Origin of the sequence: Williamsia serinedens (assembly GCF_024171725.1) — a bacterium.
In the GTDB taxonomy this organism is placed as follows: Bacteria; Actinomycetota; Actinomycetes; order Mycobacteriales; family Mycobacteriaceae; genus Williamsia_A; species Williamsia_A serinedens.
This window is the reverse complement of the sequence record NZ_JAMTCG010000003.1, coordinates 37,819-64,430: the sequence shown is the minus strand read 5'-3', so window position 1 is coordinate 64,430 and position 26,612 is coordinate 37,819. Positions and strand designations below refer to the sequence as shown.

The 26,612-nt window shown below is 72.0% G+C and carries 23 protein-coding genes; 10 read left to right on the top strand and 13 right to left on the bottom strand.

The annotated features are described in order from the left end of the window. Positions 1-50: 50 nt before the first annotated feature. Both LX12_RS07630 and LX12_RS07625 read right to left on the bottom strand, forming a co-directional pair. On the bottom strand, positions 51-1,070 hold the full coding sequence (locus LX12_RS07630; protein ID WP_372504957.1) for a C40 family peptidase: 1,020 nt from the start codon (positions 1,068-1,070) through the stop codon (positions 51-53). Next, complete coding sequence (locus LX12_RS07625) at positions 1,067-1,390, bottom strand: type VII secretion target (protein ID WP_253653951.1); 324 nt, start codon at positions 1,388-1,390, stop codon at positions 1,067-1,069. The genes LX12_RS07630 and LX12_RS07625 overlap by 4 nt, the downstream gene beginning before the upstream one ends. Before the next feature lie 105 nt (positions 1,391-1,495). Between LX12_RS07625 and upp the strand changes: the two genes are divergently transcribed. Beyond that, positions 1,496-2,164 (top strand): uracil phosphoribosyltransferase, encoded by a 669-nt coding sequence (gene upp, locus LX12_RS07620; RefSeq protein ID WP_253653950.1) that lies wholly within the window; start codon positions 1,496-1,498, stop codon positions 2,162-2,164. Further along, positions 2,161-2,652, top strand: coding sequence for an NUDIX domain-containing protein (locus LX12_RS07615; protein WP_253653949.1), 492 nt, complete (start codon positions 2,161-2,163; stop codon positions 2,650-2,652). The genes upp and LX12_RS07615 overlap by 4 nt, the downstream gene beginning before the upstream one ends. Here the strand turns inward: LX12_RS07615 and LX12_RS07610 are convergent. From LX12_RS07610 to LX12_RS07600, 3 genes are read right to left on the bottom strand one after another with little or no spacing between them, the layout of a single operon-like run. Further along, positions 2,642-3,451: an ABC transporter ATP-binding protein gene (locus LX12_RS07610; RefSeq protein WP_253653948.1), complete on the bottom strand. Its 810-nt coding sequence runs from the start codon at positions 3,449-3,451 to the stop codon at positions 2,642-2,644. The two genes, LX12_RS07615 and LX12_RS07610, sit on opposite strands and share 11 nt — an antisense overlap. Beyond that, positions 3,448-5,157, bottom strand: a complete 1,710-nt coding sequence (locus LX12_RS07605; protein ID WP_253653947.1) for a phospho-sugar mutase — start codon at positions 5,155-5,157, stop codon at positions 3,448-3,450. The genes LX12_RS07610 and LX12_RS07605 overlap by 4 nt, the downstream gene beginning before the upstream one ends. Continuing rightward, positions 5,154-5,978 (bottom strand): purine-nucleoside phosphorylase, encoded by an 825-nt coding sequence (locus LX12_RS07600; RefSeq protein WP_253653946.1) that lies wholly within the window; start codon positions 5,976-5,978, stop codon positions 5,154-5,156. Before LX12_RS07600 ends, LX12_RS07605 begins: the two co-directional genes overlap by 4 nt. A 109-nt stretch (positions 5,979-6,087) precedes the next feature. Between LX12_RS07600 and LX12_RS07595 the strand changes: the two genes are divergently transcribed. Together LX12_RS07595 and LX12_RS07590 are read left to right on the top strand one after the other, a co-directional pair. After that, a complete protein-coding gene (locus tag LX12_RS07595; RefSeq protein WP_253653945.1) occupies positions 6,088-6,774 on the top strand; it encodes an enoyl-CoA hydratase/isomerase family protein in 687 nt (228 codons plus the stop codon). Further along, complete coding sequence (locus LX12_RS07590; protein WP_372504956.1) at positions 6,771-7,955, top strand: amidohydrolase; 1,185 nt, start codon at positions 6,771-6,773, stop codon at positions 7,953-7,955. Before LX12_RS07595 ends, LX12_RS07590 begins: the two co-directional genes overlap by 4 nt. A gap of 46 nt (positions 7,956-8,001) precedes the next feature. Here LX12_RS07590 and LX12_RS07585 read toward each other — a convergent pair whose 3' ends face one another. Beyond that, complete coding sequence (locus tag LX12_RS07585) at positions 8,002-8,487, bottom strand: gamma-glutamylcyclotransferase (protein WP_253653944.1); 486 nt, start codon at positions 8,485-8,487, stop codon at positions 8,002-8,004. Between the two features lie 141 nt (positions 8,488-8,628). Between LX12_RS07585 and LX12_RS07580 the strand changes: the two genes are divergently transcribed. Next, positions 8,629-10,056: an NAD(P)H-quinone dehydrogenase gene (locus LX12_RS07580; protein ID WP_253653943.1), complete on the top strand. Its 1,428-nt coding sequence runs from the start codon at positions 8,629-8,631 to the stop codon at positions 10,054-10,056. Here the strand turns inward: LX12_RS07580 and LX12_RS07575 are convergent. Further along, positions 10,010-11,215: an aminotransferase-like domain-containing protein gene (locus LX12_RS07575; RefSeq protein WP_253653942.1), complete on the bottom strand. Its 1,206-nt coding sequence runs from the start codon at positions 11,213-11,215 to the stop codon at positions 10,010-10,012. The two genes, LX12_RS07580 and LX12_RS07575, sit on opposite strands and share 47 nt — an antisense overlap. A 237-nt stretch (positions 11,216-11,452) precedes the next feature. Here LX12_RS07575 and glpD point away from each other — a divergent pair, with 237 nt between their 5' ends. Continuing rightward, positions 11,453-13,210, top strand: coding sequence for a glycerol-3-phosphate dehydrogenase (gene glpD, locus LX12_RS07570; RefSeq protein ID WP_253653941.1), 1,758 nt, complete (start codon positions 11,453-11,455; stop codon positions 13,208-13,210). A gap of 190 nt (positions 13,211-13,400) precedes the next feature. On the opposite strand, the gene LX12_RS07565 is transcribed toward glpD, so the two are convergent. Genes LX12_RS07565 through LX12_RS07555 form a run of 3 tightly spaced genes read right to left on the bottom strand, consistent with a single transcriptional unit; the run spans position 13,401 to position 19,781 of the window. Continuing rightward, positions 13,401-14,303, bottom strand: a complete 903-nt coding sequence (locus tag LX12_RS07565; protein WP_253653940.1) for an SDR family NAD(P)-dependent oxidoreductase — start codon at positions 14,301-14,303, stop codon at positions 13,401-13,403. After that, positions 14,300-15,103 (bottom strand): DNA-formamidopyrimidine glycosylase family protein, encoded by an 804-nt coding sequence (locus LX12_RS07560; protein WP_253653939.1) that lies wholly within the window; start codon positions 15,101-15,103, stop codon positions 14,300-14,302. Before LX12_RS07560 ends, LX12_RS07565 begins: the two co-directional genes overlap by 4 nt. Position 15,104: 1 nt before the next feature. Next, on the bottom strand, positions 15,105-19,781 hold the full coding sequence (locus tag LX12_RS07555; protein ID WP_253653938.1) for an ATP-dependent helicase: 4,677 nt from the start codon (positions 19,779-19,781) through the stop codon (positions 15,105-15,107). Positions 19,782-20,020: 239 nt separating this feature from the next. Here LX12_RS07555 and LX12_RS07550 point away from each other — a divergent pair, with 239 nt between their 5' ends. The 4 genes from LX12_RS07550 to LX12_RS07535 all read left to right on the top strand — a co-directional run bounded on the left by LX12_RS07550 (position 20,021) and on the right by LX12_RS07535 (position 22,891). Next, a complete protein-coding gene (locus LX12_RS07550) occupies positions 20,021-20,260 on the top strand; it encodes a CbtB domain-containing protein (RefSeq protein ID WP_372504955.1) in 240 nt (79 codons plus the stop codon). A 16-nt stretch (positions 20,261-20,276) separates the two neighbouring features. After that, entirely contained in the window at positions 20,277-21,098 is an 822-nt protein-coding gene (locus LX12_RS07545; RefSeq protein WP_253653937.1) for a CbtA family protein, read from the top strand. Further along, complete coding sequence (locus LX12_RS22340; RefSeq protein WP_344017324.1) at positions 20,993-21,607, top strand: histidine phosphatase family protein; 615 nt, start codon at positions 20,993-20,995, stop codon at positions 21,605-21,607. The genes LX12_RS07545 and LX12_RS22340 overlap by 106 nt, the downstream gene beginning before the upstream one ends. Before the next feature lie 63 nt (positions 21,608-21,670). Then, positions 21,671-22,891, top strand: a complete 1,221-nt coding sequence (locus tag LX12_RS07535; protein WP_253653935.1) for an acyl-CoA dehydrogenase family protein — start codon at positions 21,671-21,673, stop codon at positions 22,889-22,891. Between the two features lie 256 nt (positions 22,892-23,147). Here LX12_RS07535 and LX12_RS07530 read toward each other — a convergent pair whose 3' ends face one another. The 3 genes from LX12_RS07530 to LX12_RS07520 all read right to left on the bottom strand — a co-directional run bounded on the left by LX12_RS07530 (position 23,148) and on the right by LX12_RS07520 (position 26,506). Next, positions 23,148-24,155: an alpha/beta hydrolase gene (locus LX12_RS07530; protein ID WP_301284376.1), complete on the bottom strand. Its 1,008-nt coding sequence runs from the start codon at positions 24,153-24,155 to the stop codon at positions 23,148-23,150. 133 nt (positions 24,156-24,288) lie between these two features. Next, positions 24,289-24,660 carry a hypothetical protein gene (locus LX12_RS07525; protein WP_253654558.1) on the bottom strand — a complete coding sequence of 124 codons (372 nt, stop codon included), beginning with the start codon at positions 24,658-24,660 and terminating at the stop codon, positions 24,289-24,291. A gap of 40 nt (positions 24,661-24,700) precedes the next feature. After that, positions 24,701-26,506, bottom strand: a complete 1,806-nt coding sequence (locus tag LX12_RS07520) for an acetyl/propionyl/methylcrotonyl-CoA carboxylase subunit alpha (protein ID WP_308213982.1) — start codon at positions 26,504-26,506, stop codon at positions 24,701-24,703. Positions 26,507-26,612 lie beyond the last annotated feature (106 nt).

The following is a 26,612-nucleotide window of genomic DNA, read 5'->3' as shown; positions in this document are numbered from 1 at the left end:
GGCCGGCTGTGGACCACCGCAGGTGGCCCGCTGACCGGCGCGGATGTCTCTCAGCGGGGTCGGAAGAAGCCCTCGAACGCCTGCCCGGCGTTGCTGGTGCGGATCGGCGAGATGCCGACCGGGTCACCCGCCTCGATCATCTGACCGTTCCCCACGACCATCGCGACGTGGCCGGACCAGACGGCCAGATCGCCGGGGAGGAGCTCACCGCGGTCCACCCGATAGCCCGCCGTGTCCTGGTCCTGTGCGAGTCGGGGCAGCTCCACGCCCGCCTGCCGGTAGGCGTACTGCGTCAGTGCGCTGCAGTCGAGTCCGCGGCCCGGTGTGGTCCCGCCCCAGGCGTAGGGGACCCCGCGTTGCGACAGCGCGGCACGCACCGCCGTCGCCGCCCGCTCGTTCGGGGCGTAGGCGACCGAGCCGTCGGGCAGGGTGACGGCCACCCTCCCCGCCGACGACGGCGATGTGCTCGCGCCCGGATGCGCCGGTTCCGCGCGGCCGGGTGCGGCGCCCGTCGTCGACGCGCCGACGTCGTGCCGGAGCCGGCCGGGGTCGGGCAGAGCGGGCGCCCGTCGGCGACCGATCGCCTCGGCACGCCGCCGGAGCCCCTCCAGCTGCGCCCGGGTGCGGCCGACGATGACGAGTGCGTGGGCGAGGTGCGTCGCGGCGAGTCCCACGAGGGCCATCAACCCCGGTGGCTGGCTGATCGTCGGGCCGAGTGCGTCGGCCGCGGCGGTGAAGGAGTCGAGCACTCCGCGCAATCCGGTGGCGGCCTCGGCGACCACGACGCCGGCCTCGTCGCCGATGTCCGCGACGGACCGGGCGTCGTCGGCGAGACCCGTGAGGTGGCCGCGATGCGCGTCGACCGTCGCACGCGCGGCGTCGGCACCGACCGAGTCCCAGACGGCGCCGGTCGAATCGGCGAAACGGCCGACGTCGTCGGCGGCGCGGTCGAGCGCACCCGCCGTGTCGCGGAGGCCGGCGAGCGGCCCGCCACCGGGGGGACTCCCGGTCCCGACGGTGTCGAGCAGGGCCCGCAGCGGCGCCGCCAACGCCGTGACCATCCCGCTCATGCCGCGGTACCGACGTCGCGGAGACGGCCGGCGGCGTCGTCGTCGGTGGCCCGGTACGCCCTCGCCGAGGTCGCCGTGGCCTCGGCGATCCGTCGGAGCGCGGCGCCCGCGTCGGCGGTCGCGCGGTGGTTCTCCACGGCGAGGCGGAGGAGCACGGCGACGAGGTCGCCGGCGATCAGGCCGAGGGCGAGGGAGGTTGAGTCGGCCGCGCCGAGTGCCGTGACGGCGGGGGTCGCGGCGAGGGTCGCACCGGTGTCGTCGAGACCGGCGGAGAGGTCGGCGAGCGGGGCGCTGCGGACCGAGAGCGGGGTGCTGTCCATGCTCGATTGGACGCGCGGCACCGTCGCCCGGTTCCCCTCGCGATCGACCAGCCCGCCCGCGGCGCGGGTTCGGTGCGCAGGACCGGACGGACCTACGATGCACCGATGGACGCAGACGCGACCCCGGCGGCGACCGACCCTCACACGTCGGATGCGGTGATCGTCGTCGACCATCCGTTGGCGCACGCGCGACTGACCACGCTGCGGGATCGCCGGACCGACAACGCCGCCTTCCGTGGGGCTCTCGCCGACCTCACCCAGATGCTGATCTACGAGGCCCTGTGCGGTGCGGCGGAGGACCCGGTCGGCATCGAGACGCCGCTCGTCACGACGACGGGATCGAGGCTGGCGACGCCGCCACTGCTGGTGCCGGTGCTGCGCGCGGGCCTGGGGATGGTGGAGCAGGCGCACGCGATGATCCCCGAGTCGAACGTGGGTTTCGTCGGCATCGCCCGCGACGAGGAGACCCACGAGCCCGTGCCGTACCTGGAGTCCCTGCCCACCGACCTGTCACGGACACCCGTCTTCGTGCTCGACCCCATGCTCGCGACCGGCGGGTCGATGGTGCACACCATCGGGCTCCTCGCCGGCCGCGGCGCGGTCGACGTCACCGCGGTGTGCGTGGTGGCCGCACCGGAGGGCATCGCGGCGCTGGCGACGTGCAGCCCGCCGGTGCGTCTGGTCACGGCAGCCGTCGACGACGGCCTGGACGAGAACGCCTACATCGTCCCGGGTCTCGGGGACGCCGGCGATCGTCAGTTCGGGCCCCGATGACCGACGCCGCCGACCATGTCCCGGACACCCCCGTCATCGGGGACGGGGTGTTCCGCGTCCGGTCGGCCGCGGTCGTCCGCTCCGGTGACGCGCTGCTTACCCTGGCGCACGGCTCGCTCTCGCCGGAGTTCCTGCCGGGCGGTCGCGTCCGGTCGGCGGAGAGCGCGTTCCACGCCTGCGAGCGCGAGCTGATGGAGGAGATCGGTGTTCCGCTCCCGATCGGCCCGTTGCACCTGATGGTCGAGAACTTCGTCGCGACGGCCGGTGCGGACATGCACGAGATCGTCTTCTGCTTCGACGTCGACGGTGCCGATCTGGACCTGGACGACGCCCGCGGGTGGGGTGTGGACCACACGTTCCGCTGGCGGACGCGAGACGAGCTGTCGCACAGCGGGTTCGAGCCGCTGCCGCTGGTGCCGATGCTGTTCGAGTCCGGTCCCGCCGTCCGGTCGGTGGTGCTCCGCGACGGCGAGCTGGTCAGCTCCTGACGGGTTCCCGTCGGGTCGTCGCCGACCAGCGCCCGCGGACGCGGTCGAGCTGGACCGGATGATCGAAGCACGCGCTCACCGTCTCCGACGTCAACGCCTCGTCGACGGGTCCCTGTGCGACCGACCGCCCGTCGGCCAGCAGCAGCGCGTGCGACGTGCTGGTGGGCAGGTCCTCGAGGTGGTGGGTGACCATGATGCTCGCGAGATCCGGGACCTGCGCGCGGAGGTCGTCGATCCCGAGTAGGAGTTGTTCGCGCGCCGCGAGGTCCAGGCCGGTGGCGGGTTCGTCGAGCAGGACCAGCGACGGCGACCCGATCAGCGCACGGGCGACGAGGGTCCGGCCCCGTTCACCCTGGCTCATGGTGGTCCACGGCAGGTCGCGGCGTGACGCCATGCCGAGGACGTCGAGGAGGTCGTCGGCGCGACGGTGCTCGGCCGCGGTGTAGGTGCGCCGGCGGTCGAGCTCGGGCGTGTTGGTCAGGCCGGTCAGGACCACGTCGTGGGCGCTGGACGGGAGGTCGAGACGGTGGCGCGGGTCGACGTGACCGATGTGGGTGCGCAGAGCACGCATGTCGACGCGACCGAGCCGGGCGCCGAGCACGTCGACCGTGCCGTGGGTGGGGTGGCCGAATGCGCCCAGGATGTGCAGCAGCGTCGACTTGCCGGCCCCGTTCGGACCGAGCAAGGCCCAGTGCTCACCCGGATGGACGCGAACGGTGATGTCGGACAGCAGATGCCGGCCACCTCGGATGACGTCGACGCCGTCGGTGGCGACGACGGGTGCAGCGGTGGCGGTCACGACGGTGCTCCCGTGAGCAGCTCGGTGGCGGTGGTGCGCAGGCGTGCCATGAGGTCGGCGGCACGTGACCGGGAACCGGCGACGTCGGGATCGGGCGGGAGCGCGACCTCGAGGTAGGCCTTGATCTTCGGTTCCGTCCCGGACGGTCGGACGATGATCCGCAGGCGCCGGCCGTCGTCGCGTGCGGTGATCGCGACGGCGTCGGTGTGCAGGCCGTCGTCGCGGGTCGCGTGGTCGTCGACCGTGGCGGGGGTGTCCAGCAGGGCGGTCGGCGATGCAGAGCGCAGGCGCGTCATCACCGCGGTGATCTCGGCGAGGTCGTCGGTCCGGTGGGACACCTGGCCGGTGACGTGGACGCCGTGACGCGCGGCCAGGTCGTCCGAGGCGCGCGAGAGCACCTGGCGTGCCGGGGTGTCGGCCGATGTCCGGGCGGCCACGAGGTCGACGACGGCGACGGCGGTGGCGATGCCGTCCTTGTCCCGGACGGCATCCGGGTCGACGCAGTGACCGATGGCCTCCTCGTAGGCGTACACGAGCCCGTCACCGGCCCGGACGAGCCACTTGAAGCCCGTGAGTGTTCGGGCGAACCGCGCCCCGTGGTGCTCGCAGACACGTTCGACGAGTGACCCGGACACGATGGTCGTGGCGACCAGGGGCGACGCCACGGCGTCGGATGCGGTGTGCGACAGCAGGTGATCGGCCAGGAGCGCGCCGGTCTCGTCGCCGGTGAGCATCCGCCAGGTGCCGTCGATCTCCGTGCCCACGGCGCAGCGGTCGGCGTCCGGGTCGAGCGCGATCGCGACGTCGGCCTCGGTGCGACGGGCGAGGTCGAGCAGCATGTCCGCGGCACCGGGCTCCTCCGGGTTGGGGAACGCGACGGTGGGGAAGTCCGCGTCGGGGGCGAACTGCTCCTCGACGACGCCGACGTCGGTGATGCCTGCGCCGCGCAGGGCGGCCACGGCTGGCGCGCCGCCGACCCCGTGCATCGCGGTCAGTGCCACGCGGACCGGGCGGGGACCGGCGCCGAACCGCTCGACGATGCGCGCGAGGTAGCGGTCGACGGCCTCGTCGCCGCGGGGATCCCTGGTCGGGGTCGGGGTGGTCGACGGAGTGTCGTCGTCGGGTGCGCCGGCGGGTGGCGCGTCCATCACCGCCTCGATCTCGGCGTCGGCCGGCGGGATCAGTTGCGCACCGCGCGCGCGGTCGTCGCCGCCGAGGTACACCTTGTAGCCGTTGTCGGCCGGCGGGTTGTGCGAGGCGGTGATCATGATCCCGGCGGCCGCGTGGAGCGCCCGGGTCGCATGCGCGAGAACGGGTGTCGGCGTCGGGTCGGGGAGGGCGACGACGTCGAACCCGCGCCGGCGCATCACGGAGGCGGCCTCGGCGGCGAACGCGTCGGAGCCGTGACGGGCATCGCGACCGATCACCACGGTCTCGGTCTCGCCGGGATGCTGCCGGAGCCAGGTGGCCAGCGCCTCCGTCGCTTGACGGACCACCAGTCGGTTCATCCCCGACGGCCCGGCCCGCACCGGGCCCCGCAGTCCCGCCGTGCCGAATCGCAGGGGACCCGAGAACCGTTCGGCCACCTGATCGTCGTCCAGCGCGATGAGCTCGGCCCGCGTCGCCGGGTCGGGGTCGGCGACGAGCCAGGCGTGCACCGCGTCGACGACAGAACCGCCGTCGGGCAGGTCGGTCCCGTCGGTCACAGTGCCTCGACGACGCGACCCAGCAGTGCGCCCAGAGCGGGCGCGGAGGCCTGCCCGGCCTGCAACACCTCGGTGTGATCGAGTGGGGCGCCGGTGATCCCCGCGGCGAGGTTCGTGACGAGCGAGATGCCGAGGACGTCGAGCCCGGCGGCGCGGGCCGCGATGGTCTCGTGCACCGTCGACATGCCGACCAGGTCGGCACCCAGGGTCGCCAGCATCCGGATCTCGGCCGGCGTCTCGTAGTGCGGCCCGGGCAGCCCCGCGTACACCCCGTCGGCCAGGGACGGATCGACTCCCCGGGCGACCTCGCGCAGGCGCGGGGAGTAGGCGTCGACCATGTCGACGAACTGGGCACCCCGCAGCGGTGACCGTCCGGTGAGGTTCAGGTGGTCGGAGATGAGGACGGGCTGGCCGACCGCCATGTCGCCGCGGATGCCGCCGGCCGCGTTGGTGAGCACGATCGTGTGGACGCCGGCCGCCGCGGCGGTGCGCACGCCGTGGACGACGCGCTCGAGGGGATGTCCCTCGTAGGCATGGGTTCGTCCGAGCAGGACGAGCACCCGCCGACCGCCCACGTCGACGGAGTGCACGGTGCCCGCGTGACCGGCCGCCCGCGGGCGGGTGAACCCCGGGACATCGGCCATCGGGACGGTGGCCCGCGTCCCGCCGATGTTCTCCGCGGCGGGCGACCATCCCGACCCGAGCACCACCGCCACGTCGTGGGCGGCCGACCCCAGCCGCTCGGCGAGCACGGCAGCCGCCGCGCTCGCGGCCGCGTCGGGATCGTCGACAGGATCGACCTCGGACGGAGGGGTGCTCATGCGTCGAGCGTAGAACCGGGGCCCCCGGCGGGCCGGGCGGGATCGACGACGGGCCGGGCGGGATCGACGGCGCAGTCGGGTGGGGCGTGCCCCGCGATATGGTCATGCGATGCCGTATCTGACCCGCTCCGGAGACGTCTGGGAGCTGTACCTGGGGACGCAGGGCCACGACCTCGACCCCGACAACCCCGAGAACCGTTTCGCGACGGCGTGGCTCACCGCGCTCGAGACCGCCCTCGATGAGGTCGAGGCACAGGCGACCGGCGCCCTGGTGATCACCGCGACGGGCAAGTTCTTCAGCAACGGCCTGGAGATCGCGGAGCTGGCCGACCCGGCGAACCAGGACACCTACATCGACCGTGTGCACGCGATCTACGCCCGGGTGCTGACGCTCCCGGTCGCGACGGTCGCCGCGGTGAACGGTCACGCCTTCGGGGCGGGCGCCATGCTGGCGCTCTGCGCCGACCACCGCGTCATGCGCACCGAACGGGGGTTCTGGTCGCTGCCCGAGGTCGCGCTGGGGATGCCGTTCCCCGACGGCATGGCGTCACTGCTGGCCGAGCGGCTCCCCGAGAGCACCCGCACCGAGGCGATGACCACGAGCCGCCGGTACGGCGGCGACGAGGCCGCCACCGCCGGGATCGTGGAGGAGGCCGTGGCCGTCGACGACCTCCTGCCGCGGGCCCGCGAGATCGCCCAGGCACGTGCCGGCGTCGCCGGTGCGAACCTGGCGAGCGTCAAGCGCACGATGCGTCGCGCGGTCCTCGCCGACCTCGCGCCGACCGCCGCACGATGACGATTCCCGCGCCCGGGACGGGTCCCGCCGGCGCGGATGCCGCCACCCGGTGGCTCGCGGTCCACCGGGACACGATGATCGGCTGGCGTCGCGACCTGCACGCCCACCCCGAACTGTCCCGGCAGGAGCACCGCACGACCGACATCGTGCTCACCCACCTGCGCTCCCTCGGACTCGACCCGCAGCGGCTGCCGCTGGGAACCGGGGTGGTGTGCGACCTGGGCCCGTCGGAACCGCGGATCGCGCTGCGCGCCGACATGGACGCGCTGCCCGTCGCCGAACGCACCGGACTGCCGTTCGCGTCCACGATCGACGGTGTGTCGCACTCCTGCGGTCACGATGCGCACACCGCGGTCCTCATGGCCGTCGCCGCCGTCTTGGCCGAGGTCAAGGATCTGCCGACCGGGGTGCGACTGCTGTTCCAGGCGGCCGAGGAGGTGATGCCGGGCGGCGCGCTCGATGCCGTCGACGCCGGTGTCACACAGGGGATCTCGCGGATCTTCGCACTGCACTGCGACCCCAAGCTCGTCGTCGGGCGGGTGGGTCTGCGCGAGGGTGCGATCACCTCGGCCGCCGACCACATCGAGGTCGTCCTGCACTCGCCGGGCGGCCACACGTCGCGACCGCACCTCACCGGTGACCTCGTGCACGCGATGGGCACGGTCATCACCGGGTTGCCCGCGGTCCTCTCGCGTCGCGTCGACCCCCGCACCGGCACCGTCATGGTGTGGGGCGCCGCGCATGCTGGCAACGCGCCCAACGCCATCCCGCAGGAGGGCCGTCTGCGCGGCACCGTCCGCACCGGTGACCACGCCACCTGGGCACTGCTCGAGCCGTTGGTCGCCGACGCCGTCGAGGGACTGCTGCGCCCGCTCGGTGTGGCGCACGAGCTGCACTACCGCCGTGGGGTGCCGCCGGTCGTCAACGACCCGATCGCGACCGACATGATCCGTCGCAGCGCGGAGGCGTACGCGCCGGGGACCGCCACCGACACACCGCAGTCCGGCGGGGGCGAGGACTTCTCGTGGTACCTCGAGCACGTGCCCGGTGCGATGGCGCGCCTGGGCGTCTGGAACGGTGAGGGCGATCCGGTCGACCTGCATCAGCCCAACTTCGACCTCGACGAGCGTGCGCTCGACGTCGGTGTCGCGACGCTCGCCGGGGTCGTGCTCGGGTCCTGAGCGCACCGGACGTGGTCGCGGTGACCGGCAGCCGCCGACCGCGCTCCTAGAGATCCGGTTCGGCGCCCGGTCCGGGGCCGACGTTGCGGGCGTCCCGCACCCGCAGTGCGTGGACGTACTCCGCCGGCGCACCGGCGATCTCGGCGGCCTCGGCCATCACGCCGAGGTACCTCGCCGACGGGAGCCCGCCCTCGAACGCGTCGAGCACGTACAGCCACGCCAGCACCGGGCCGTCGTCGGTGTCGACGCGGGCGCGGATCTTGCGGTGGATACCGAGTTCGGACCCCTCCCAGGAGTCGAGCGACGACTCGTCCTCCTCGGTGACGTCGTAGAGGACGACGAACACCTTGGCGTCGGGGTCCGACCGGTCCTCGGTGACGGTGGCGAGCGCGCCCTCCCAGCCGATGTCGCCGCCGCCGAAGGTCAACCGCCATCCGGACAGCCAGCCGGTGCCGGCCATCGGGGAGTGCGGTGCCCGCTCCGACATCTGGTCCGGGTGCATGTTCGACCCGTAGGCGGCGTAGATCGGCACGGCGTGAGCCTAGATGGTCGTCGGCGGTCGGGGAACTCCGGTGGTGGGCGGCAGGAGTCCGGATCGACTAGTTTCGATCACGACGGGGGCAACCCGGGGTGTGCGAGGACGGAGTGGATCACAGGTGACGGTGAGGTACGCGTGACGAGGATCGTGATCATCGGAGGCGGACCCGCCGGGTACGAAGCGGCCCTCGCCGGAGCCGCCTACGGGGCGGATGTGACCGTCGTCGACGCGGACGGTGTGGGCGGTGCGTGTGTGCTCTGGGACTGCGTCCCGTCGAAGACCTTCATCGCCTCCACCGGCATCCGCACCGAGGTGCGCCGGGCTGTCGACCTCGGCATCAACCTCTCCCACGACGACGCGCTCGTGTCGTTGCCGCAGATCCACCAGCGCGTCCGTGATCTCGCCTTCGCCCAGTCCGCCGACATCCGGTCGCGACTGGTCAGCGAGGGTGTCTCCATCGTCGCCGGCCGTGGCCGGCTCGCCGACGCCGAGCCGGGGCTGTCGACGCACAGCGTGATCGTGACCCCGACCGACGCCGACGGGCAGCCCGTCGCCGACGCCCCCGAGGACACCCTCACCGCCGATGTCGTGCTCATCGCGACCGGCGCCTCGCCGCGCGTGCTGCCGTCGGCGCAGCCGGACGGGGAACGCATCCTCACCTGGCGCCAGCTCTACGACCTCGACGACCTGCCCGATCACCTCGTCGTCGTCGGGTCCGGTGTCACGGGCGCGGAGTTCGTCCACGCCTACACCGAGCTCGGTGTGAAGGTGACTCTCGTCTCCAGCCGTGACCGGGTCCTGCCCGGCGAGGACGAGGACGCCGCCCTGGTGCTGGAGGAGGTGCTGGCCGAGCGTGGTGTCGAACTCGTCAAGCACGCCCGTGCCGACGAGGTGAAGCGGGTCGGCGACGGCATCGAGGTGCACCTCTCCGACGGTCGTGTCGTCTCGGGGTCACACGCCCTGATGACGGTCGGGTCGGTCCCGAACACCGGCCACCTCGGCCTGGACAAGGTGGGCATCGAGTTGTCGCCGGGCGGGTACATCGCCGTCGACCGTGTGTCGCGGACGTCGGCACCGGGCGTGTACGCCGCCGGCGACTGCACGGGCCTGCTCCCGCTCGCGTCGGTCGCGGCCATGCAGGGCCGCATCGCGATGTACCACTCGCTCGGCGAGGGTGTCGCACCGATCAAGCTCAAGACCGTCGCCTCGGCCATCTTCACCCGCCCGGAGATCGCGACCGTCGGCGTGAGCCAGCAGGCCATCGACGACGGCGAGTACCCCGCCCGCACGGTGATGTTGCCGCTGGCCACCAACCCCCGCGCGAAGATGAGCGGACTGCGTCGCGGCTTCGTGAAGATCTTCTGCCGCCCGGCGACCGGTGTCGTCATCGGTGGGGTGGTGGTCGCGCCGAACGCCTCCGAGCTGATCCTCCCCATCGCGCTCGCCGTGCAGAACAAGCTGCCCGTCAACGACCTGGCCCAGACCTTCTCGGTCTATCCGTCCTTGACCGGCTCGGTCACCGAGGCCGCGCGTCAGCTGATCCGACACGACGACCTCGACTGATCGCGACGGCGCGTCCCAGCCGTGACGCCGCGACCCGCAGCGTGTCGGGGTCGAGCGTGGCGTAGCTGACGCGGAGACAGTCCGACAGGTCGCGGGCGACGGCGAACGCCGGACCCGGGACGAAGGCGACGCCCTCGTCGGCGGCGACCGCCAGACAGGCGGTCGCGTCGAGTCCGGGCACCCGGATCCAGCTGAACATCCCGCCGTCGGGCTCGGAGATCTTAGCGTCGTCGGGCAGTTCGCTGCGCAGGGCAGTGACCAGCGCGTCCGCGCGTTCGGCGTAGGCGACGCGGAGCGTGTCGAGGTGGTCCTCGAGCCACGGGCGGTCGTCGAGGAGGTCGGCCGTGACCGACTGCGTCAGCGTCGACCCGCACAGGTCGGCCGACTGCCGGAGCCGTTCGACCGTCCCGACGACGGGCGGGGGCGCGAGCAGCCACCCGACGCGCAGCGCCGGCGCGAGGATCTTCGACGCCGAGCCGAGCGAGACGACCCGCTCACCGTGGCGACGGATCGGGCCGGGGTCGTCACCACGGAACCGCAGGCGGCCGTACGGGTCGTCGTCGACGACCCAGAAGCCGTAGGTGTCGGCCAGTTCGGCGAGATGGCGCCGACGGTCGACGTCGGCGCTGACCCCGCCGGGGTTGTGGAACGTGGCGACGGTGTGGACCAGGCGCGGCCGCAGACCCTCGCGACACCAGTGCTCCAGGAGCTCGGTGTCCATGCCGGTCGGCGTGAGTGGCAGACCGCGGATGTCGGCGCGGACCGCCTCGAACGCCTGTCGCGCGCCCACGTACACCGGGTCGTCGACGACCACGACGTCGCCGGCGTCCACGAGAGCGGTCGCCAGCAGCGACAGCGCCTGCTGCGAACCGTGGGTGACGAGGACGTCGGCCGGGTCCACGTCCTCGTGACGTCCGATCGCCGCGCGGGCGGCACCCGTTCCGGCGCTGACGGTGTACTGCAGTGACGACGGGTCCGTCAGGGCGGCGGCGGTCGCCGCGGCGATGCGACCGGCCGGGATCAGCTCGGTCGCGGGCAGGCCGCCGGCGAGGCCGAGGATGTCGGGACGTTCGGTGACCGCGAGCAGGTCACGGATGGCCGAGCTGCGGACGGAGCGGGCGGCGGCGGACGGCAGGGGTGCGAGTGAGGTGCGGGACATGACGACTCCGGAGGACTCGGTGGGGTGATGCTGGTGGTCACCGTGGACTCGGGGGTCGCCCGCGCCGTCGACGGTAGTCCGGTGATCTCAGTGAGCGAAACCCGATTCTCATCAGATGAGACGTCGGCAGTCCGACGGTGCGACGCAGGCGTCGTCGGCACCGGGCCCCGTCCTGCTACTCGTGGGTAACATCGGCGCCGGGGACCGAATCGTCGTCTCGTGAGGATGTCTGCAGCCATGACCGAGCTCCCGCCCACCGCCACCGCCGACTGGGATCGCCCCGCCGATCTCAGTCCGGATCGTCGCGACGAGGCGTGGAAGCGGCTGTCGGAGGAACGCTTCGACGTGGTCGTCGTCGGTGCCGGGGTCGTCGGGGCGGGCGCCGCTCTCGACGCCGCCACCCGGGGGCTGCGCGTCGCGCTGGTCGAAGCCCGCGACATCGCCTCGGGCACGTCGAGCCGGTCGTCGAAGATGTTCCACGGGGGACTGCGCTACCTCGAACAGCTCGAGTTCGGCCTGGTGCGCGAGGCGCTGCACGAACGCGAGCTGTCGCTGCGGACCCTGGCGCCGCACCTGGTGAAGCCGCTGCCGTTCCTGTACCCGCTGACCCATCGTGTCTGGGAGCGTCCGTATGTCGCCGCGGGGCTGTTCCTCTACGACACGCTCGGTGGGGCGCGCAGCCTGCCGGGGCAGCAGCACGTCACGCGGTCGGGGGCGCTGCGGGTCGCACCGGCGCTCAAGCGGTCGGCGCTGACGGGCGGGATCCGCTACCACGACACCGTCGTCGACGACGCCCGCCACAGCCTGACCGTCGCGCGCACCGCGGCCCAGTACGGCGCGGTCGTACGGTTGTCCACGCAGGTGGTCTCGTTCCTCAGGGAGGCCGACCGCGTGAGCGGTGTCCGTGTGCGGGACACCGAGACCGGCGCCGAGACGTCGATCCGGTCGCACTGCGTCATCAACGCCGCCGGTGTGTGGACCGACGAGGTGCAGGCGCTGTCGAAGGAACGGGGGCGCTTCCGGGTGCGTGCGTCGAAGGGCGTGCACATCGTCGTCCCGCGCGACCGCATCGTCAGCGAGACCGCGATCATCCTGCGCACCCCGACGTCGGTGCTGTTCGTGATCCCGTGGGAGACCCACTGGATCATCGGCACCACCGACACCGACTGGAATCTCGACCTCGCGCACCCCGCCGCGACGCGCGCCGACATCGACTACATCCTCGAGAAGGTGAACGAGGTGCTCGTCACCCCGCTCACCCACGACGACATCGAGGGCGTGTACGCCGGGCTGCGTCCCCTGCTCGCCGGGGAGAGCGACGAGACGTCGAAGCTGTCCCGCGAGCACGCCGTCGCCTCGCCCGCACCGGGTCTCGTCTCCATCGCCGGCGGGAAGTACACGACCTATCGCGTGATGGCGGCCGACGCCGTCGACGCCTGCACCGACTTCATCCCGACCCGCGTCGCCGACTCCATCACCGAGCGTGTGCCGCTGATCGGGGCCGACGGCTACTTCGCGCTGGTCAACCAGTGCGATCATCTCGGGGAGCGGTACGGACTCCATCCTTATCGGATCCGCCGGCTGCTCAACCGGTACGGCTCGCTCATCGACGAGGTGCTGGCCGCCGCCGCGACCGACCCGACGCTGCTCGAGCCGCTCGCGGCCGCCCCGCAGTACCTGCGTGTCGAGATCGACTACGCGGCACGGTGCGAGGGCGCGCTGCACCTCGAGGACCTGCTGGCCCGGCGCACGCGGATCTCCATCGAGTACGCGCACCGCGGTGTCGACTGCGCCCGCGAGGTCGCCGACATCGTCGCGCCGCTGCTGGGCTGGACGCCCACCGACATCGCGACCGAGGTCGAGACCTACCGCAGCCGCGTGGAGGCGGAGATCGAGTCGCAGCGCCAGCCCGACGACGCCTCCGCCGACAAGCTGCGGGCCGCGGCCCCCGAGTCCCGCGGACAGATCCTGGAGCCGGTGCCGGTCCCGGACTGACCGTGGTTCGCGCATCGGGTCCGCCGGTACGGACGCCCCACTTCTGGTGTGGGCGCTCCACCTGCAGGGCGCGGTAGTGCAGACGCTCCACTTGTTCGAGGACGCTCCGGATACATCCGGAGCGTCCTCGAACATCCGGAGCGGGAACCCTGTAACTGGAGCGGAAACCCTGTAAGCGGAGCGGGAAGCGTCAGAGGGGCCAGCGGGTGTTCGTGCGCCGCTCGGCGATGTCCCAGAGTGCCGCGGCGAGTTGGTGATCCGACGCCTCCGCGGTGCGCCCGGACAGGGCCGGTGCTCCCTTCAGTCCGAACCGTCCCTCGACGCCGACGAAACTCCCCGACGGGAGCGGCTCGGTCAGGGCGAACAGGGTCGGTGCCGCGCCGGCGTCGATGTCGTTGGCGAAGACCCGACCCACCGTCGACACCACCGCGTGCCCGATCTTCGCGATCGGGCCGTCACCGACGGAGGAGAGGTTGGACCGCACCCAGCCGGGGTGGGTGAGGGTGACCGACACCGACAACCCCGCTTCGCGGTACCGGCGGTCGAGTTCCAGCCCCCACAGCATGTCGGCCAACTTCGACTGCGCGTAGGCGCGCTGGGCGTTCCAGCCCGACCGCAGGTCGAGATCGTCGAGACGAAGCGACGTCATCCGGTGCGCGTCGGACCCGACGATCACCACGGCGTCGGTGACCCGGTCGGCGATCAGGTTCGTGAGCGCGAACGGGCCGAGGAAGTTGGTCCCGATGGTCGCCTCGAACCCGTCGACGGTGTCGCGCCGGGAGACCAGCACGACGCCGGCGTTGTTGACCAGGATGTCGACGGGGTCGGTGAGGCGGTCGGCGAAGGCGCGGACGGTCGACAGGTCGGCGAGGTCGAGGTGGGACACCTCGGTCGACCCGCCGATCTCGCGGGCGCGTTGCTCCCCGCGGTCGGTGTCGCGGACGGCGAGGATGACGTGCGCACCGGCCCGGGCCAGTGCACGGGCGGTGGCGAACCCGACGCCGTTGGTGGCACCGGTGACGATCACGCGTTGACCGGAGCGGTCGCCGAGACGGTCGGGACTCCAGGGACTTACGGGCGACGAGGCGGTCATGACCCCGAGGGTAACGACGACCGCGCCGGCTCGGGCTGACAGTGCGGGCAGTGGTAGAGCACCCGCTCCTCGGTGGTGTCGGGAGTGCCGAGGAAGCTGCGCACGATCGCGGTCCCGCAGCGCATGCAGGGACGCCCGCCACGCCCGTAGACCCAGTAGCGCCGCGATCGCGCGTGGCCGGTCGTCGTGCGGACCCGACCCTTGTTCGCGACGAGCAGTCGATGACACAGGTCGACCATGGCGGGCAGGTCGACGTCGCCGGCGCCGGTGTGCGGGTGCACGCCCCGCAGGAAGCAGGCCTCGCAACGGTAGACGTTGCCGACCCCCGCCATGAGGCGCTGGTCGAGCAAGGCGAGCCCGATCGGCCGATCGCGGTCGCGGCGCAGGTTCGCGACGGCGAGTTCGGGATTCCATGTCGGCCCGAGGAGATCCGGCCCGAGGTACGACAGCGCCTCGTCGGGGTGACGCAGCATCTCGCACACCCCGAGGTCGAAGCCGACGGCCTCGTGGGTGTCGGTGCGCAGCACCAGCCGTGCGGTGTGGGCGGGTTTGGTCCACCGCGTCCCGAGCGGGTGGACCCGCCACACGCCCTCCATCTTCATGTGGGTGTGGATCGCCCAGTCGTCCCCGACGTCGACGACGACGTGTTTCCCGATGGACCGGGACGCGAGCACGGTCCGTCCGGAGAGGTCGACGGTGGCGTAGCGCGGGACCCGGAACTGGCTGTACGCCAACGGCTTCCCGGTGAAGGCGGCGGCGATGGATGCCGCGGCCTGGAACGCGGTGTCCCCCTCGGGCACGTCAGCGGGCCATGTGGCGCAGGCGGATCCCGCGGGGCGTGGCGGTGAAGCCCGCCTCGGTGAACACCGTCGCGACGGGGGTGCCCAGGACGTTCTCGCCGTCGACACGCTCGATCTGCACCCGGTCGACGCGTCCGGCACGCACCGTCTCTGCGAGAGCTGTTGCGGCCGCGGGCAGGTCGTCGGTGGAGAACGTCAGGACCGTCTTGCCGCCACGCTCGACGAACAACGCCAGGCGGCCGTCGACGAGGACCACCAGCGCTCCGGGTTTGCGGCCCGGCCGGTGTCCCTCGGTCTCCGGCCACGGCAGCGTCGCACCGTAGGGGTTGGCGGGATCGCACGAGGCGACGACGACGCCCTGTGGTTCCTCGCCACCGGCGGCTTGCCCGGGGCCTCCGGTGCGGTCGTCGGTGACGTCGCCGGCGTGCTCGCGCAGGGCGTCGACCGTCGACACTGCCGCGAACTGGGCACCGCCGAGTCCGTCGACGAAGTACCCGCGGCGCACCCTGCCGGTGTCCTCGAACCCCGACAGCCCGCGATAGATGCGGGCGAACCCGCCGAGGATCTCCTCGGTCATGACCGCGCCCTTGGTCACCACGCCGTAGCGCTCGAGCAGTTGCTCGCACAGCCCGTGCGTCTCGACGGTCGGGTCGGTGACACGGGCGTCGAACGCGAACCACCGACCGGTGACCGTCGGGGGAGCAGCGCGGGTCACGGCGGGGTTCGCCGCGAGGGAACGGGTGGTCAGTCGGTGGGCGCGCAGCCGTGGTGGCCGAGAGCGTTGCCTGTGCGCCGGTGTGCCCCGCGGTCCCGACGAGCGCCGGCCGAGCAGCGCGCGGACGGGGGCGAACGAGTCGTTGCCGACGCGTCCCGTCCACACCAGGTCCCAGAGGGCCCGTTCGAGGTCCTCGTCGGTCGGTGCGGGTGCGGCGGTCTCCTCGGTGCGGGGCGCGAGCAGCTGACGGAACTGGTAGGCGCCGCCGGCGGCGAGGCGGTCGAGGATCTCCTCGTGGACGGCGGTCGCGTCGAGGGCGCCGGGTTCGCCGACGGTGAGCGGGGCCAGGTCGGCCGGGTGCAGGGCGATCCACCCGTCCGAGGAACCGAGAGCACCGTGCCCGGACCACACCACCTCGCCGGAGGCGACGAGCTCGTCGAGCATGGCGGGGCGGTAGTCGACGACACGCGACGGCAGGACCAGCGTCTCCCACGCCGACGCGGGGAGAGGGACGCCCGCGAGCTGGTCGATCACCGTGGCGAGGCCGTCGACACCGCGGAGGCGGGTGCGGTCGGTCCCGGTGACGTGCTGCCAGTCGAGCAGGAACCGCGCGAACGCGTCGGTGGGCACCGGCGCGATCTCGGCCCGGCTCGCGGCCAGGGAGGCGCGTCGGATCTGCGACAGCACCTCGGTGTTGCACCACTGTCGGGTGTCCCCGGCGGTGCCGCCCGGGAGGTCCGCGCGGAAGTCGCCCTCGACGACGCGGCGCTGCGCGGCCAGGCGCGCGAGGGTGTCGCGGACGACGGCGGGTGCCAGCCCCAGCGCGTCGGTCACCTGGCTCGCGGTGAACGGCCCGTGGGTGCGGGCGAAGCGTCCGACGAGGTCGCCCACCGGGTCCTCGACGGGCTCGGTGAAGGCAGCCGGGACACCCTGCGGCGCAGGGATTCCCAGCGCATCACGCAGTCGTGAGGTGTCCTCGACGCCGGCCCACAGCACACGCCCGCCGTGGTTCACGCTGATGATCCGACCCGTGACGTGCAGGTTCTCCAGCAGCGGTCGGATCGCGTCGGCGGCGTCGACGTCGTCGTCCCGCGTGTCGAAGCGGTCGGCGATCTCGGCGTCGGTGAGGGGGCCCAGCCAGCGGAGTAGGTCGGTGATGCCCTCGGCGTCGTGCGCACGGCGGTCGGGGTGGGTCCGCTGCAGACGCGCCTCGACGTCGGCGATGACCGCGGGGTCGAGGAGTTCGCGCAGGTCGATCCGACCGAGCAGCTGCGCGAGGAGGGCGGTGTCCAGCGACAGGGCGGCCGCACGGCGTTCGGCGAGCGGGGCGTCGTCCTCGTACATGAACGCGCCCACGTACCCGAACAGCAGCGACGCGGCGAACGGAGACGGCGTCTCGGTGGCGACCTCGACGATGCGGACCCGACGACCGCTGACCGACCGCAGCAGGTCGATGAGCGCGGGCAGGTCGTAGACGTCCTGCAGGCACTCGCGCAGGGTCTCAAGGATGATCGGGAACTGCGGGTACCGCGCGGCCACCTGCAGCAGTTGGGCGCTGCGTTGACGCTGCTGCCACAGCGGCGCGCGTCGACCGGGATTGCGGCGCGGCAACAGCAGCGCACGGGCGGCGCACTCGCGGAACCGGCTGGCGAACAACGCCGATCCACCGAGCTCGTCGGTGACGAGATCCTCGATCTCGTCGGGGTCGAGCGCGACGATCGACGCGCCGGGTGGCTCGTCGTCGGTGTCGGGGAGGCGGATGATGATGCCGTCGTCGGACGCGGTGACCGCGCCGTCGACCCCGACCCGGTCCCGCAGGCGGGCCCCGATCGCCGACGCCCACGGCGCGTGCACCCGTAATCCGTAGGGGGAGTGCAGAACCAGCCGCCAGTCGCCGAGCTCGTCACGGAACCGCTCGAGCACCAGCGTGCGATCGGTGGGGAGGTGGCCCGTGGCCTCACGCTGCTCGGAGATGAGCGAGACGAGGTTGTCGCGCGCGAACGCGGTGAGGCCGAGGTGTTCGGTGGACGCGGCCAGCGTGCCGGTGTCGCCGCGGGTGATCGCGTCGCCGACCTCGCCGATGAACGCGCCGATGGCGCGGCCGAGTTCGCTGGGTCGTCCGACGGCGTCGCCGATCCAGAACGGCAGGCGTCCGGGAACACCCGCGGCGGGCGAGACCAGCACACGGTCGTGGGTGATGTCCTCGATCCGCCAGCTCGACGCGCCCAGGGCGAACACGTCGCCGACGCGGGACTCGTAGACCATCTCCTCGTCGAGTTCGCCCACGCGCGTGGCCTTCTCGCCGACCATGAAGACACCGAACATGCCGCGGTCGGGGATGGACCCACCCGAGGTGACGGCCAGTCGTTGCGCGCCGGGACGGCCGGTGATGGTGTTCGCGTCGCGGTCCCACACCACGCGGGGGCGCAGTTCGGCGAACTCGTCGGACGGGTAGCGCCCCGACAGGAGGTCGAGCGTGGCCTCGTAGACCGACCACGACAGCGTCGCGTACGGCGCCGCGCGTCGGACGGTCTCGTACCAGTCCTGCACGTCGAGGACGTCGACGGCGCTCGCGGCGACGGTGTGCTGGGCGAGGATGTCGAGCGGGTTCGCCGGGACCGCGATCTCCTCGATGAGACCGTCGCGCATCCGCCGTACCGCGACGGTCGCGTGCACGAGATCGGCGCGGTGCTTGGGGAACACGACGCCGCGGCTGATCTCGCCGACCTGGTGTCCGGCGCGGCCGATGCGCTGCAGACCGCCGGCCACCGACGGCGGTGTCTCCACCTGGACGACGAGGTCGACCGCACCCATGTCGATGCCGAGTTCCAACGAGCTGGTCGCGACCACGCAGCGCAGGCGCCCCGCCTTCAGGTCGTCCTCGATGAGCGCGCGCTGTTCCTTCGACACCGATCCGTGGTGGGCGCGGGCGAGCACCGGCGGCGCGCCCTGGCTGGCCCCACTGCCCATCACGTACGCGGGGGCGCCGCCGGGGACGGCGTCGTTGCCCTGGGCGTCCAGGTCGACCCCGGACCGCTCGGCGTGGATCTCGTTGAGCCGGGCCGTCAGTCGCTCCGCGAGACGCCGCGAGTTGGCGAAGACGATCGTCGACCGGTTCTTCTCGATGAGGTCGACGATGCCGTTCTCGACATAGGGCCACAACGAGCCCGCGGTGGGCGTCATCTCGTCGTCGAGGTCGTTCACGCCCGGTGGCGGGGGGATGTTCGCCATGTCCGGCACGGGCACGTCGACGGTGAGGTCGAAGGTCTTCTCCGCGGGCGGGTTGACCACCGTGCACGGCGCGGACCCGGCCAGGAACTGCGCGACGCGCTCCGGCGGACGGACCGTCGCGGAGAGACCGATGCGCTGCGCGGGCTGGTCGAGAAGGGCGTCGAGTCGTTCCAGCGAGAGCGCGAGGTGGGTGCCGCGTTTCGTCGCGGCGACGGCGTGCACCTCGTCGACGATGACGGTGTGCACCTGTCGCAGCGTGTCGCGTGCCGACGACGTCAGCATGAGGAACAGCGACTCGGGCGTGGTGATGAGGATGTCCGGGGGAGTGCGCAACAACTGGCGGCGCTGCGTCGACGGGGTGTCGCCGGAGCGCACGCCCACCGTGATGTCCGGGGCGGGCAGACCCAGCGCGGCGGCCGAGCGCTGCAGGCCGGCCAGCGGGGCGCGCAGGTTCCGCTCGACGTCGACGGCGAGGGCCTTGAGCGGCGAGATGTAGAGGACCGACGTCGTGTGGCCCTCCCTCGGCTCCCGGGTGAGCCGGTCGAGTGCCCAGAGGAACGCCGAGAGCGTCTTGCCCGAGCCGGTCGGTGCGACGACCAGGGTGTTGGCCCCGTCGGCGATGGACGACCACGCGCCGAGCTGGGCGGCGGTGGGCGCGGTGAAGGCGCCCGTGAACCAGTCGCGCGTGGGCGCGCTGAACCGATCCAGCACCTCGGCGGTGGCCGTGCTCATCGCTCCATCATCCCCCTGCGGTCCGACAGTCCCTCGTGCCACCGGCGGGGCCTGTTGCCACCGCGGATCGCGACACATAGGGTCAGCCCAGCCGAGCGGCCGGGGAACCCGGTGGGAATCCGGGACGGTCGCGCCACTGTGAGGGGTGCGGGTCACCGCACGTCGAGTCAGATCGCCGCCGCCCGGTCATCTCATCCGCACCACGTGGGACGCGTCATCCCACGAGAGGAGTTCCGCCCATGTCCCAGATGTCCTCGCTGTCCGCCCCGCGCGGCACGGCCCGGGTCCTGCAGCTCGACACCGCGGACGTCTCCGCGATGGAGACCGCGCTGTGGCTCACCGCGACCACCGCACTCGCGGCGCTCGCCTATTACTTCCTCGGGTACGACCAGGGCGCGGTGTCGGTCTTCGGGTCCGACACCCACGTCCACGAGTTCGTGCACGACGCACGGCACTTCCTCGGCTTCCCCTGCCACTGAGCGGGGCACCGGACAGATGGAGAAGAAGTTCATCGGCGGCGGACTGATCGCAGGTCTCGTCGCCGGCATCGTCGCGTACGTGTTCGCCCGCGTGTTCATCGAGCCGCAGGTGGGCAAGGCCATCGACTACGAGAGCGGCCGCAGCCACGCCGAGGAGATGCTCGCCGGCGACCACGGCGCACACGAGCACGGCGAACTGTTCACTCGGTCGGTGCAGGAGAACATCGGCGCCGGCGTGGGGTCGGTGGTCTTCGGTCTTGCGATGGGTGCACTGTTCGCCGTCGCGTTCACGGTCCTCTGGGCGTACGTCGGGCGACGTCACCCGCTCGTCGATCCCCGCTGGGTCGCGGGCGCGCTGGCGTTCGGCGGGTTCGTCGCCGTCTACCTGGTGCCGTTCGCCAAGTACCCCGCCAACCCGCCCGCCGTCGGGCACGACGACACCATCGGCGCGCGCAGCGGGTCGTACCTCACGATGACGCTGGTCTCGGTGGCACTCGCGATCGCCGCGGTCGTGTTGGCCTTCTGGCTGATGCCCCGTCTCGGGGGTCTGTGGGCGCTGGTCTCGGGCGTCGCCGCGTACGTCGTCGGGACGGGTGTCGCGATGGCGGCGCTGCCGTCGTTCGACGAGGTGCCGACCGCGCTGCGCTCGGGCGAGACCATCGTCTACCCCGGGTTCCCGGGCGACGTGATCGGCGACTTCCGGTTCCTGTCGCTGGCGAACCAGATGATCCTGTGGTCGGTCCTCGGACTGGTGTTCGCCGTGGTGCTGACCCGCATCGCGCGCCGCGCCGACGCCGACTCGTCGCGAACGACGTCCGAGGTCGGGGCGCTGCGCTGACCTTCACCCTCGTCGCCGCGGGACGCACCGGGCCCAATCGGGCCCTGTCCTTCGGCGATGAGGGCCGGTCGCTCGACGAGCGTGGGCGACGCGACGTCTCGTCGCTCGATCTCCGGTGCCCGCTCGCGATCTGCGGACCGGAGTCGTCCGTCCGCGAGACCGCTGCGCTCCTCGCCGACGGGGTGCGTGTCGACGACGCGTTGCGCAGCATCGACCTCGGGTCCTGGGTCGGCCGTCGCCCGGAGGAGATCCCGCCGGCCGAGCTGCACGCATGGTTCACCGACCCCCACGCCGCTCCGCACGGCGGGGAGTCGGTGGCCGCGTTCCTCGGCCGCGTCCGCACACGGCTCGGCGATCTGCCGCCGGCCCCCGAGGGTGTCGTCGTCGTGGCGAAGCCCGTGGTCCAGGCCGCGGTCGCGCTCCACCGCGACGTCGGCGCCGCGGGCTTCTTCGGCGTCGACATCCCACCCGCCTCGACGTGGACGGTGGACATTTCCATCCGTGGATGACATCGTGGCTCGGGAAAACTGAAACGTCATTCAGTTCACGGGCAGACACGACGAGGGAGTGCCATGTACGAGTGGTCCGACGAGGATCTGATGATCCGCGATGCGTTGCGCGGCTTCATCGACAAGGAGGTGCGTCCGCACCTCGACGAGCTCGAGACCGGTGTGCTGCCGCCGTACGACATCGCGCGGAAGCTCTACACCACTTTCGGCGTCGACCAGATGGCACGGGAGGGGCTCGAGCGGGAGCTGGAGTCGGAGGCGACCGGCGACGCGAAGCCCGGTGCCGTCAGCGGAGGCCTGGGGGACAGCACCTTCATGCTGCTCAACACCGAGCTCGCCGGCGTCAGCCTCGGCATCATCGCCTCGCTCGGCGTCTGTCAGCTCACCGTCGGGACGATCCGGTCGAAGGGCACGCTGGCGCAGAAGAAGCGGTGGCTGCCCGAGCTCGTCACCCTCGAGAAGATCGGCGCGTGGGCCATCACCGAGCCCGACTCGGGTTCAGATGCGTTGGGCGGCATGAAGACGACCGTCAAGCGGGACGGCGACGACTACATCCTCAAGGGTCAGAAGACGTTCATCACCAACGGCCCCTACGCCGACACGATCGTCGTGTTCGCCAAGCTCGACGAGGGCGACGGCACCCCCATCCGTGACCGCAAGGTCCTGTCGTTCGTCCTCGACAAGGGCATGGAGGGCCTCACGCAGGGCAAGCCGTTCAAGAAGATGGGCATGATGAGCTCGCCCACCGGTGAGCTCTTCTTCGACAACGTGCGCGTGTCGCCGGACCGGCTGCTCGGCGAGACCGAGGACACCGGTGCGGACATCCGCGGCGGCGAGGGCGCGAAGGCCGGCTTCACCATGGAGCGGATCGGGATCGCCGCGTTGTCGCTGGGCATCATCAACGAGTGCCTCCGGCTGTCGGTCGACTACGCCCGCAACCGCACGCTGTGGGGCAAGAACATCGGGCAGTTCCAGCTCATCCAGCTCAAGCTCGCCGAGATGGAGATCGCGCGGATCAACGTGCAGAACATGATCTTCAGCGCGCTCGAGCGTGGCAGGGACAAGAAGTCGATCAGCCTGGCCGAGGCGTCGGCGATGAAGCTGTACTCGTCGAAGGCGGCCACCGACGTCGCGATGGAGGCGGTGCAGCTGTTCGGCGGCAACGGGTACATGGCCGAATACCGCGTGGAGCAGCTCGCCCGCGACGCGAAGTCGCTGATGATCTACGCGGGCAGCAACGAGATCCAGGTGACCCACGTGGCGAAGGGTCTGCTCGCGGGCTGACCCACCCGACACACGACGACGGCGCCCGGTCCCCGTGGGGATCGGGCGCCGCTTCGTCATGTCCGCCCAGCGTGCACTCGATTCCGTCGATCGTGCACCAGATTCCGTCCAGCGTGCAGACGATGCGCACCGAGTGGGCAGAACATCGCGACCGGGTGCATGTAGTGCACGGTCGAGGCGATCTACCGCACGGTCGGGGGGATCTGGTGCACGCTCGGCGACTGATTTCGGCCCACTCGGCGGGCTGGCGTCGCGCTCAGGCGCCGATGGCGCGCCCGATCTGCGGCCACGAGCGGTGCAGCTGGTCCTGCCAGTACAGCCACGAGTGCGTGCCCTGCGGCGGGAAGTCCGCGGTGAACGGGATCCTCAGCGCGCGGAGCCGATCGGCGAGCTGGTGGGTGCACTGGTTGACCGCGGCCTCGATCGGCCCGCCGAGGATGATCTGCTGGTCGAGGCTCGTCCCGGGCTGGATCGACTGCGGGTTGTCGTACTTCCCGGGCAGACCCGACGAGCTCGAGATCCATAGGCTCAGCCCCCGCAGCTTGGCCGCGTTCAGGATCGCGTCGTGATCACGCCACCCCTGGCCGTTGTACGGGCCCCACATGTTCTCGGGGTTCGCGCCACCGCGCGACGACACGACGAGGCGCACGTAGGTCTGACCGGCGGGACCGGCCGTCGAGGCACATCCGCTGTAGGCGCCGACGGCCCGGTAGACGCCGGGGTGCTCGATCCCGAGGTCGAGCACCGAGGTCCCCGACGACGAGATCCCGGCGATCGCGTTCTTGCCGGACCCATCGAACGCCGCGTCCATGATGGGCGGCAGCTCGGTGCCGAGGAAGGTCGACCACTTGTTGCGGCCGAGCACCGGGTCGTCGCGCTGCCAGTCGGTGTAGTAGGTGTACGCGCCCGCGTTCGGCGTCACGACGGTGACGTCCTTGTCGCCGAAGAACTGCACGACGTCGGTCTGACGCTGCCACGTCGCCGCGTCCTCGCCGCCACCGGCGCCGTTGAGGAGGTAGAAGACCGGGCGGGGCTTGCTGCGGTCGCGGGGGAGGATCACCGACAGCGGGATGTCCCGGCTCATGGCGGCCGAGCGCACGGTGATGTCGAGACGCCGGGCGTCGACCCGGGTGACCTTCACCAGCTCCGAGCCGTCGGCGGACCGGGCGCCCGTGGCGGGCAGACCGGGATCGGCGCCGGCGACGGCGGTGGGGGCCAGCAGGCCGGCGGCGAGTGCCCCGGCGACGACGGCGACGCGTGTCATGCGGCGCAGACGGCCGTGGCGGGCACCCGCCGGGGTGGTGGAAGTGAGCACTGTCGTCCTTACTGTCACGAGAACCGCCCCCGCGGTCCGCGGTCGCCGATGCGACCTGCGTTCCGTTCGACCCGGCGAAACTCTACTCGACCACCCGCAGCCCGAGCGCGCCGTCGGCGAATCGGCCGACAGCGGCGAGTCCCGCGTCGAGCGCCCCGTCGGCGCCGTCGGCCGGTGTCGTCGCACGGACGAGTCGGGCTGTGCCCGTGGTGTCGTCGGGGACGAGGACGATCAGCGCGACCATCTCGCCGGTCGCCGGCACGCACACGGCCCACGTCAACCTGCTGCCGTCACGCCATCCGTCGGCCGCGTGGACGACCGCCTCGGCGGGCGGGTCGCCGCCGAGGACGTCGGCGTCGACGAGCGTGCCCAGCGCGGGCACGTCGGTGACACGCTCGTCGTCCCGCAGGGCGCGCAGGTACCAGGCCCCGGCGTTGATCTCGACCGGGTCCATCGCCGCGCTCACGGCGACGACGGCGCCGCGGGGCGCGACGTCACTTCAGTTCGAGCAGGACCGTGCCCTGGGTGACGGCCGAACCGGGCTCGACGGCGAGACCGGTGACGACGCCGTCCTTGTGGGCGGTCACCGGGTTCTCCATCTTCATCGCCTCGAGGACGACGACCAGCTCGCCCGCGGAGACCTCCTGGCCCTCGGTGACGGCGACCTTCACGACGGTGCCCTGCATCGGCGCGGCGATCGCGTCGCCGGAGACGGCGGTGTTGCCGCCCTTGGCACGGGTGCGGGCCTTGGGCTTCTTGCGCTGTGCGCCGGCCGCGTGGCCGCCCCCGCCGCCGTTGGTGGTCGCCAGGGCGAGGTCACCGGGCAGCGAGACCTCCACCCGACGTCCGCCGACCTCGACGACGACGGTCTGGCGCGGTGCGGCCTCGTCCTCCTCGATCGGCTGCGCGCCGGCGTAGGGCTCGATCGGGTTGTCCCAGTCGGTCTCGATCCACTTGGTGTAGACCTCGAAGCCGTTCTCGTCGCCGATGAACGCCGGGTTGGACACGATGTGCCGGTGGAACGGCAGCACGGTCGCGAGGCCCTCGACCTCGAACTCGGCCAGCGCGCGCCGCGAGCGCTCGAGCGCCTGCTCGCGGTTCTCGCCGGTGACGATGAGCTTGGCGAGCATGGAGTCGAACTGGCCGCCGATGACGTCGCCCGCGCGCACACCGGAGTCGACGCGCACACCCGGGCCGGTGGGCTCGTTGTAGACGGTGACCGGGCCCGGGGCGGGCAGGAAGTTGCGGCCCGCGTCCTCGCCGTTGATGCGGAACTCGAAGGAGTGTCCGCGGGGCGTCGGGTCCTCGGTGATCTCCAACGGCAGACCCGCGGCGATGCGGAACTGCTGACGGACGAGGTCCAGACCCGAGGTCTCCTCGGTGACGGGGTGCTCCACCTGCAGGCGGGTGTTGACCTCGAGGAAGGAGACGAGGCCGTCGCTGCCGACGAGGAACTCGACCGTGCCGGCGCCGTAGTAGCCCGCCTCGCGGCAGATGGCCTTGGCCGAGGAGTGGATCTTCTCGCGCTGTTCGGGGGTCAGGAACGGCGCCGGGGCCTCCTCGACGAGCTTCTGGAAACGGCGCTGCAGCGAGCAGTCGCGGGTGCCCGCGACCACGACGTTGCCGTGCTGGTCGGCGATGACCTGCGCCTCGACGTGACGGGCCTTGTCGAGGTAGCGCTCGACGAAGCACTCGCCGCGGCCGAAGGCGGCGACCGCCTCGCGGGTGGCCGACTCGAAGAGCTCCGGGATCTCCTCGATGGTGTACGCGACCTTCATGCCGCGGCCGCCGCCGCCGAACGCGGCCTTGATCGCGACGGGCACACCGTGCTCCTGCGCGAACGCCACGACCTCGTCGGCGTTGGCGGCGGGGTCCTTGGTGCCCGGCGCCATCGGCGCGTTCGCCTTCAGTGCGATGTGGCGGGCGGTGACCTTGTCGCCCAGGTCGCGGATGGACTGCGGCGACGGGCCGATCCAGGTGATCCCGGCGTCGATGACGGCCTGGGCGAAGTCGGCGTTCTCGGACAGGAACCCGTAACCCGGGTGGATGGCGTCGGCGCCGGACTTCTTCGCCGCGTCGACGATCTTCTCGATGTTCAGGTACGACTCGCCGGAGGTCTGGCCACCGAGCGCGAACGCCTCGTCGGCGAGGTGCACGAACAGCGCGTCGGCGTCGGGCTCGGCGTAGACGGCCACACTCGTCAGACCGGCGTCGCGTGCTGCGCGGATGACGCGCACGGCGATCTCACCGCGGTTCGCGACGAGAACTTTGCTGAGCACCGAACTGGCGTGACTGGGCACTTCGTCTCCTGTGTGTGCGGCGGGCGGATCGGGGGTACGCGGACGCCGGGGTCCGCGATCCCGACCAGCACCCTAACGCACCGAGCGATTGATCGGTCAGGTGGTC

Bases quoted from the DNA above. Each gene is read 5' to 3' on its own strand.
- glpD (WP_253653941.1), top strand. From the start codon at position 11,453: ATGACCGAGCTCCCGCCCACCGCCACCGCCGACTGGGATCGCCCCGCC.
- LX12_RS07550 (WP_372504955.1), top strand. From the start codon at position 20,021: ATGTCCCAGATGTCCTCGCTGTCCGCCCCGCGCGGCACGGCCCGGGTC.
- LX12_RS07565 (WP_253653940.1), bottom strand. From the start codon at position 14,303: ATGACCGCCTCGTCGCCCGTAAGTCCCTGGAGTCCCGACCGTCTCGGC.
- LX12_RS07525 (WP_253654558.1), bottom strand. From the start codon at position 24,660: ATGGACCCGGTCGAGATCAACGCCGGGGCCTGGTACCTGCGCGCCCTG.
- LX12_RS07555 (WP_253653938.1), bottom strand. From the start codon at position 19,781: ATGAGCACGGCCACCGCCGAGGTGCTGGATCGGTTCAGCGCGCCCACG.
- LX12_RS07575 (WP_253653942.1), bottom strand. From the start codon at position 11,215: ATGTCCCGCACCTCACTCGCACCCCTGCCGTCCGCCGCCGCCCGCTCC.
- LX12_RS07615 (WP_253653949.1), top strand. From the start codon at position 2,161: ATGACCGACGCCGCCGACCATGTCCCGGACACCCCCGTCATCGGGGAC.
- LX12_RS07530 (WP_301284376.1), bottom strand. From the start codon at position 24,155: ATGACACGCGTCGCCGTCGTCGCCGGGGCACTCGCCGCCGGCCTGCTG.
- LX12_RS07630 (WP_372504957.1), bottom strand. From the start codon at position 1,070: ATGAGCGGGATGGTCACGGCGTTGGCGGCGCCGCTGCGGGCCCTGCTC.
- LX12_RS07545 (WP_253653937.1), top strand. From the start codon at position 20,277: ATGGAGAAGAAGTTCATCGGCGGCGGACTGATCGCAGGTCTCGTCGCC.
- LX12_RS07590 (WP_372504956.1), top strand. From the start codon at position 6,771: ATGACGATTCCCGCGCCCGGGACGGGTCCCGCCGGCGCGGATGCCGCC.
- LX12_RS07625 (WP_253653951.1), bottom strand. From the start codon at position 1,390: ATGGACAGCACCCCGCTCTCGGTCCGCAGCGCCCCGCTCGCCGACCTC.
- LX12_RS07535 (WP_253653935.1), top strand. From the start codon at position 21,671: ATGTACGAGTGGTCCGACGAGGATCTGATGATCCGCGATGCGTTGCGC.
- LX12_RS07595 (WP_253653945.1), top strand. From the start codon at position 6,088: ATGCCGTATCTGACCCGCTCCGGAGACGTCTGGGAGCTGTACCTGGGG.
- upp (WP_253653950.1), top strand. From the start codon at position 1,496: ATGGACGCAGACGCGACCCCGGCGGCGACCGACCCTCACACGTCGGAT.
- LX12_RS07600 (WP_253653946.1), bottom strand. From the start codon at position 5,978: ATGAGCACCCCTCCGTCCGAGGTCGATCCTGTCGACGATCCCGACGCG.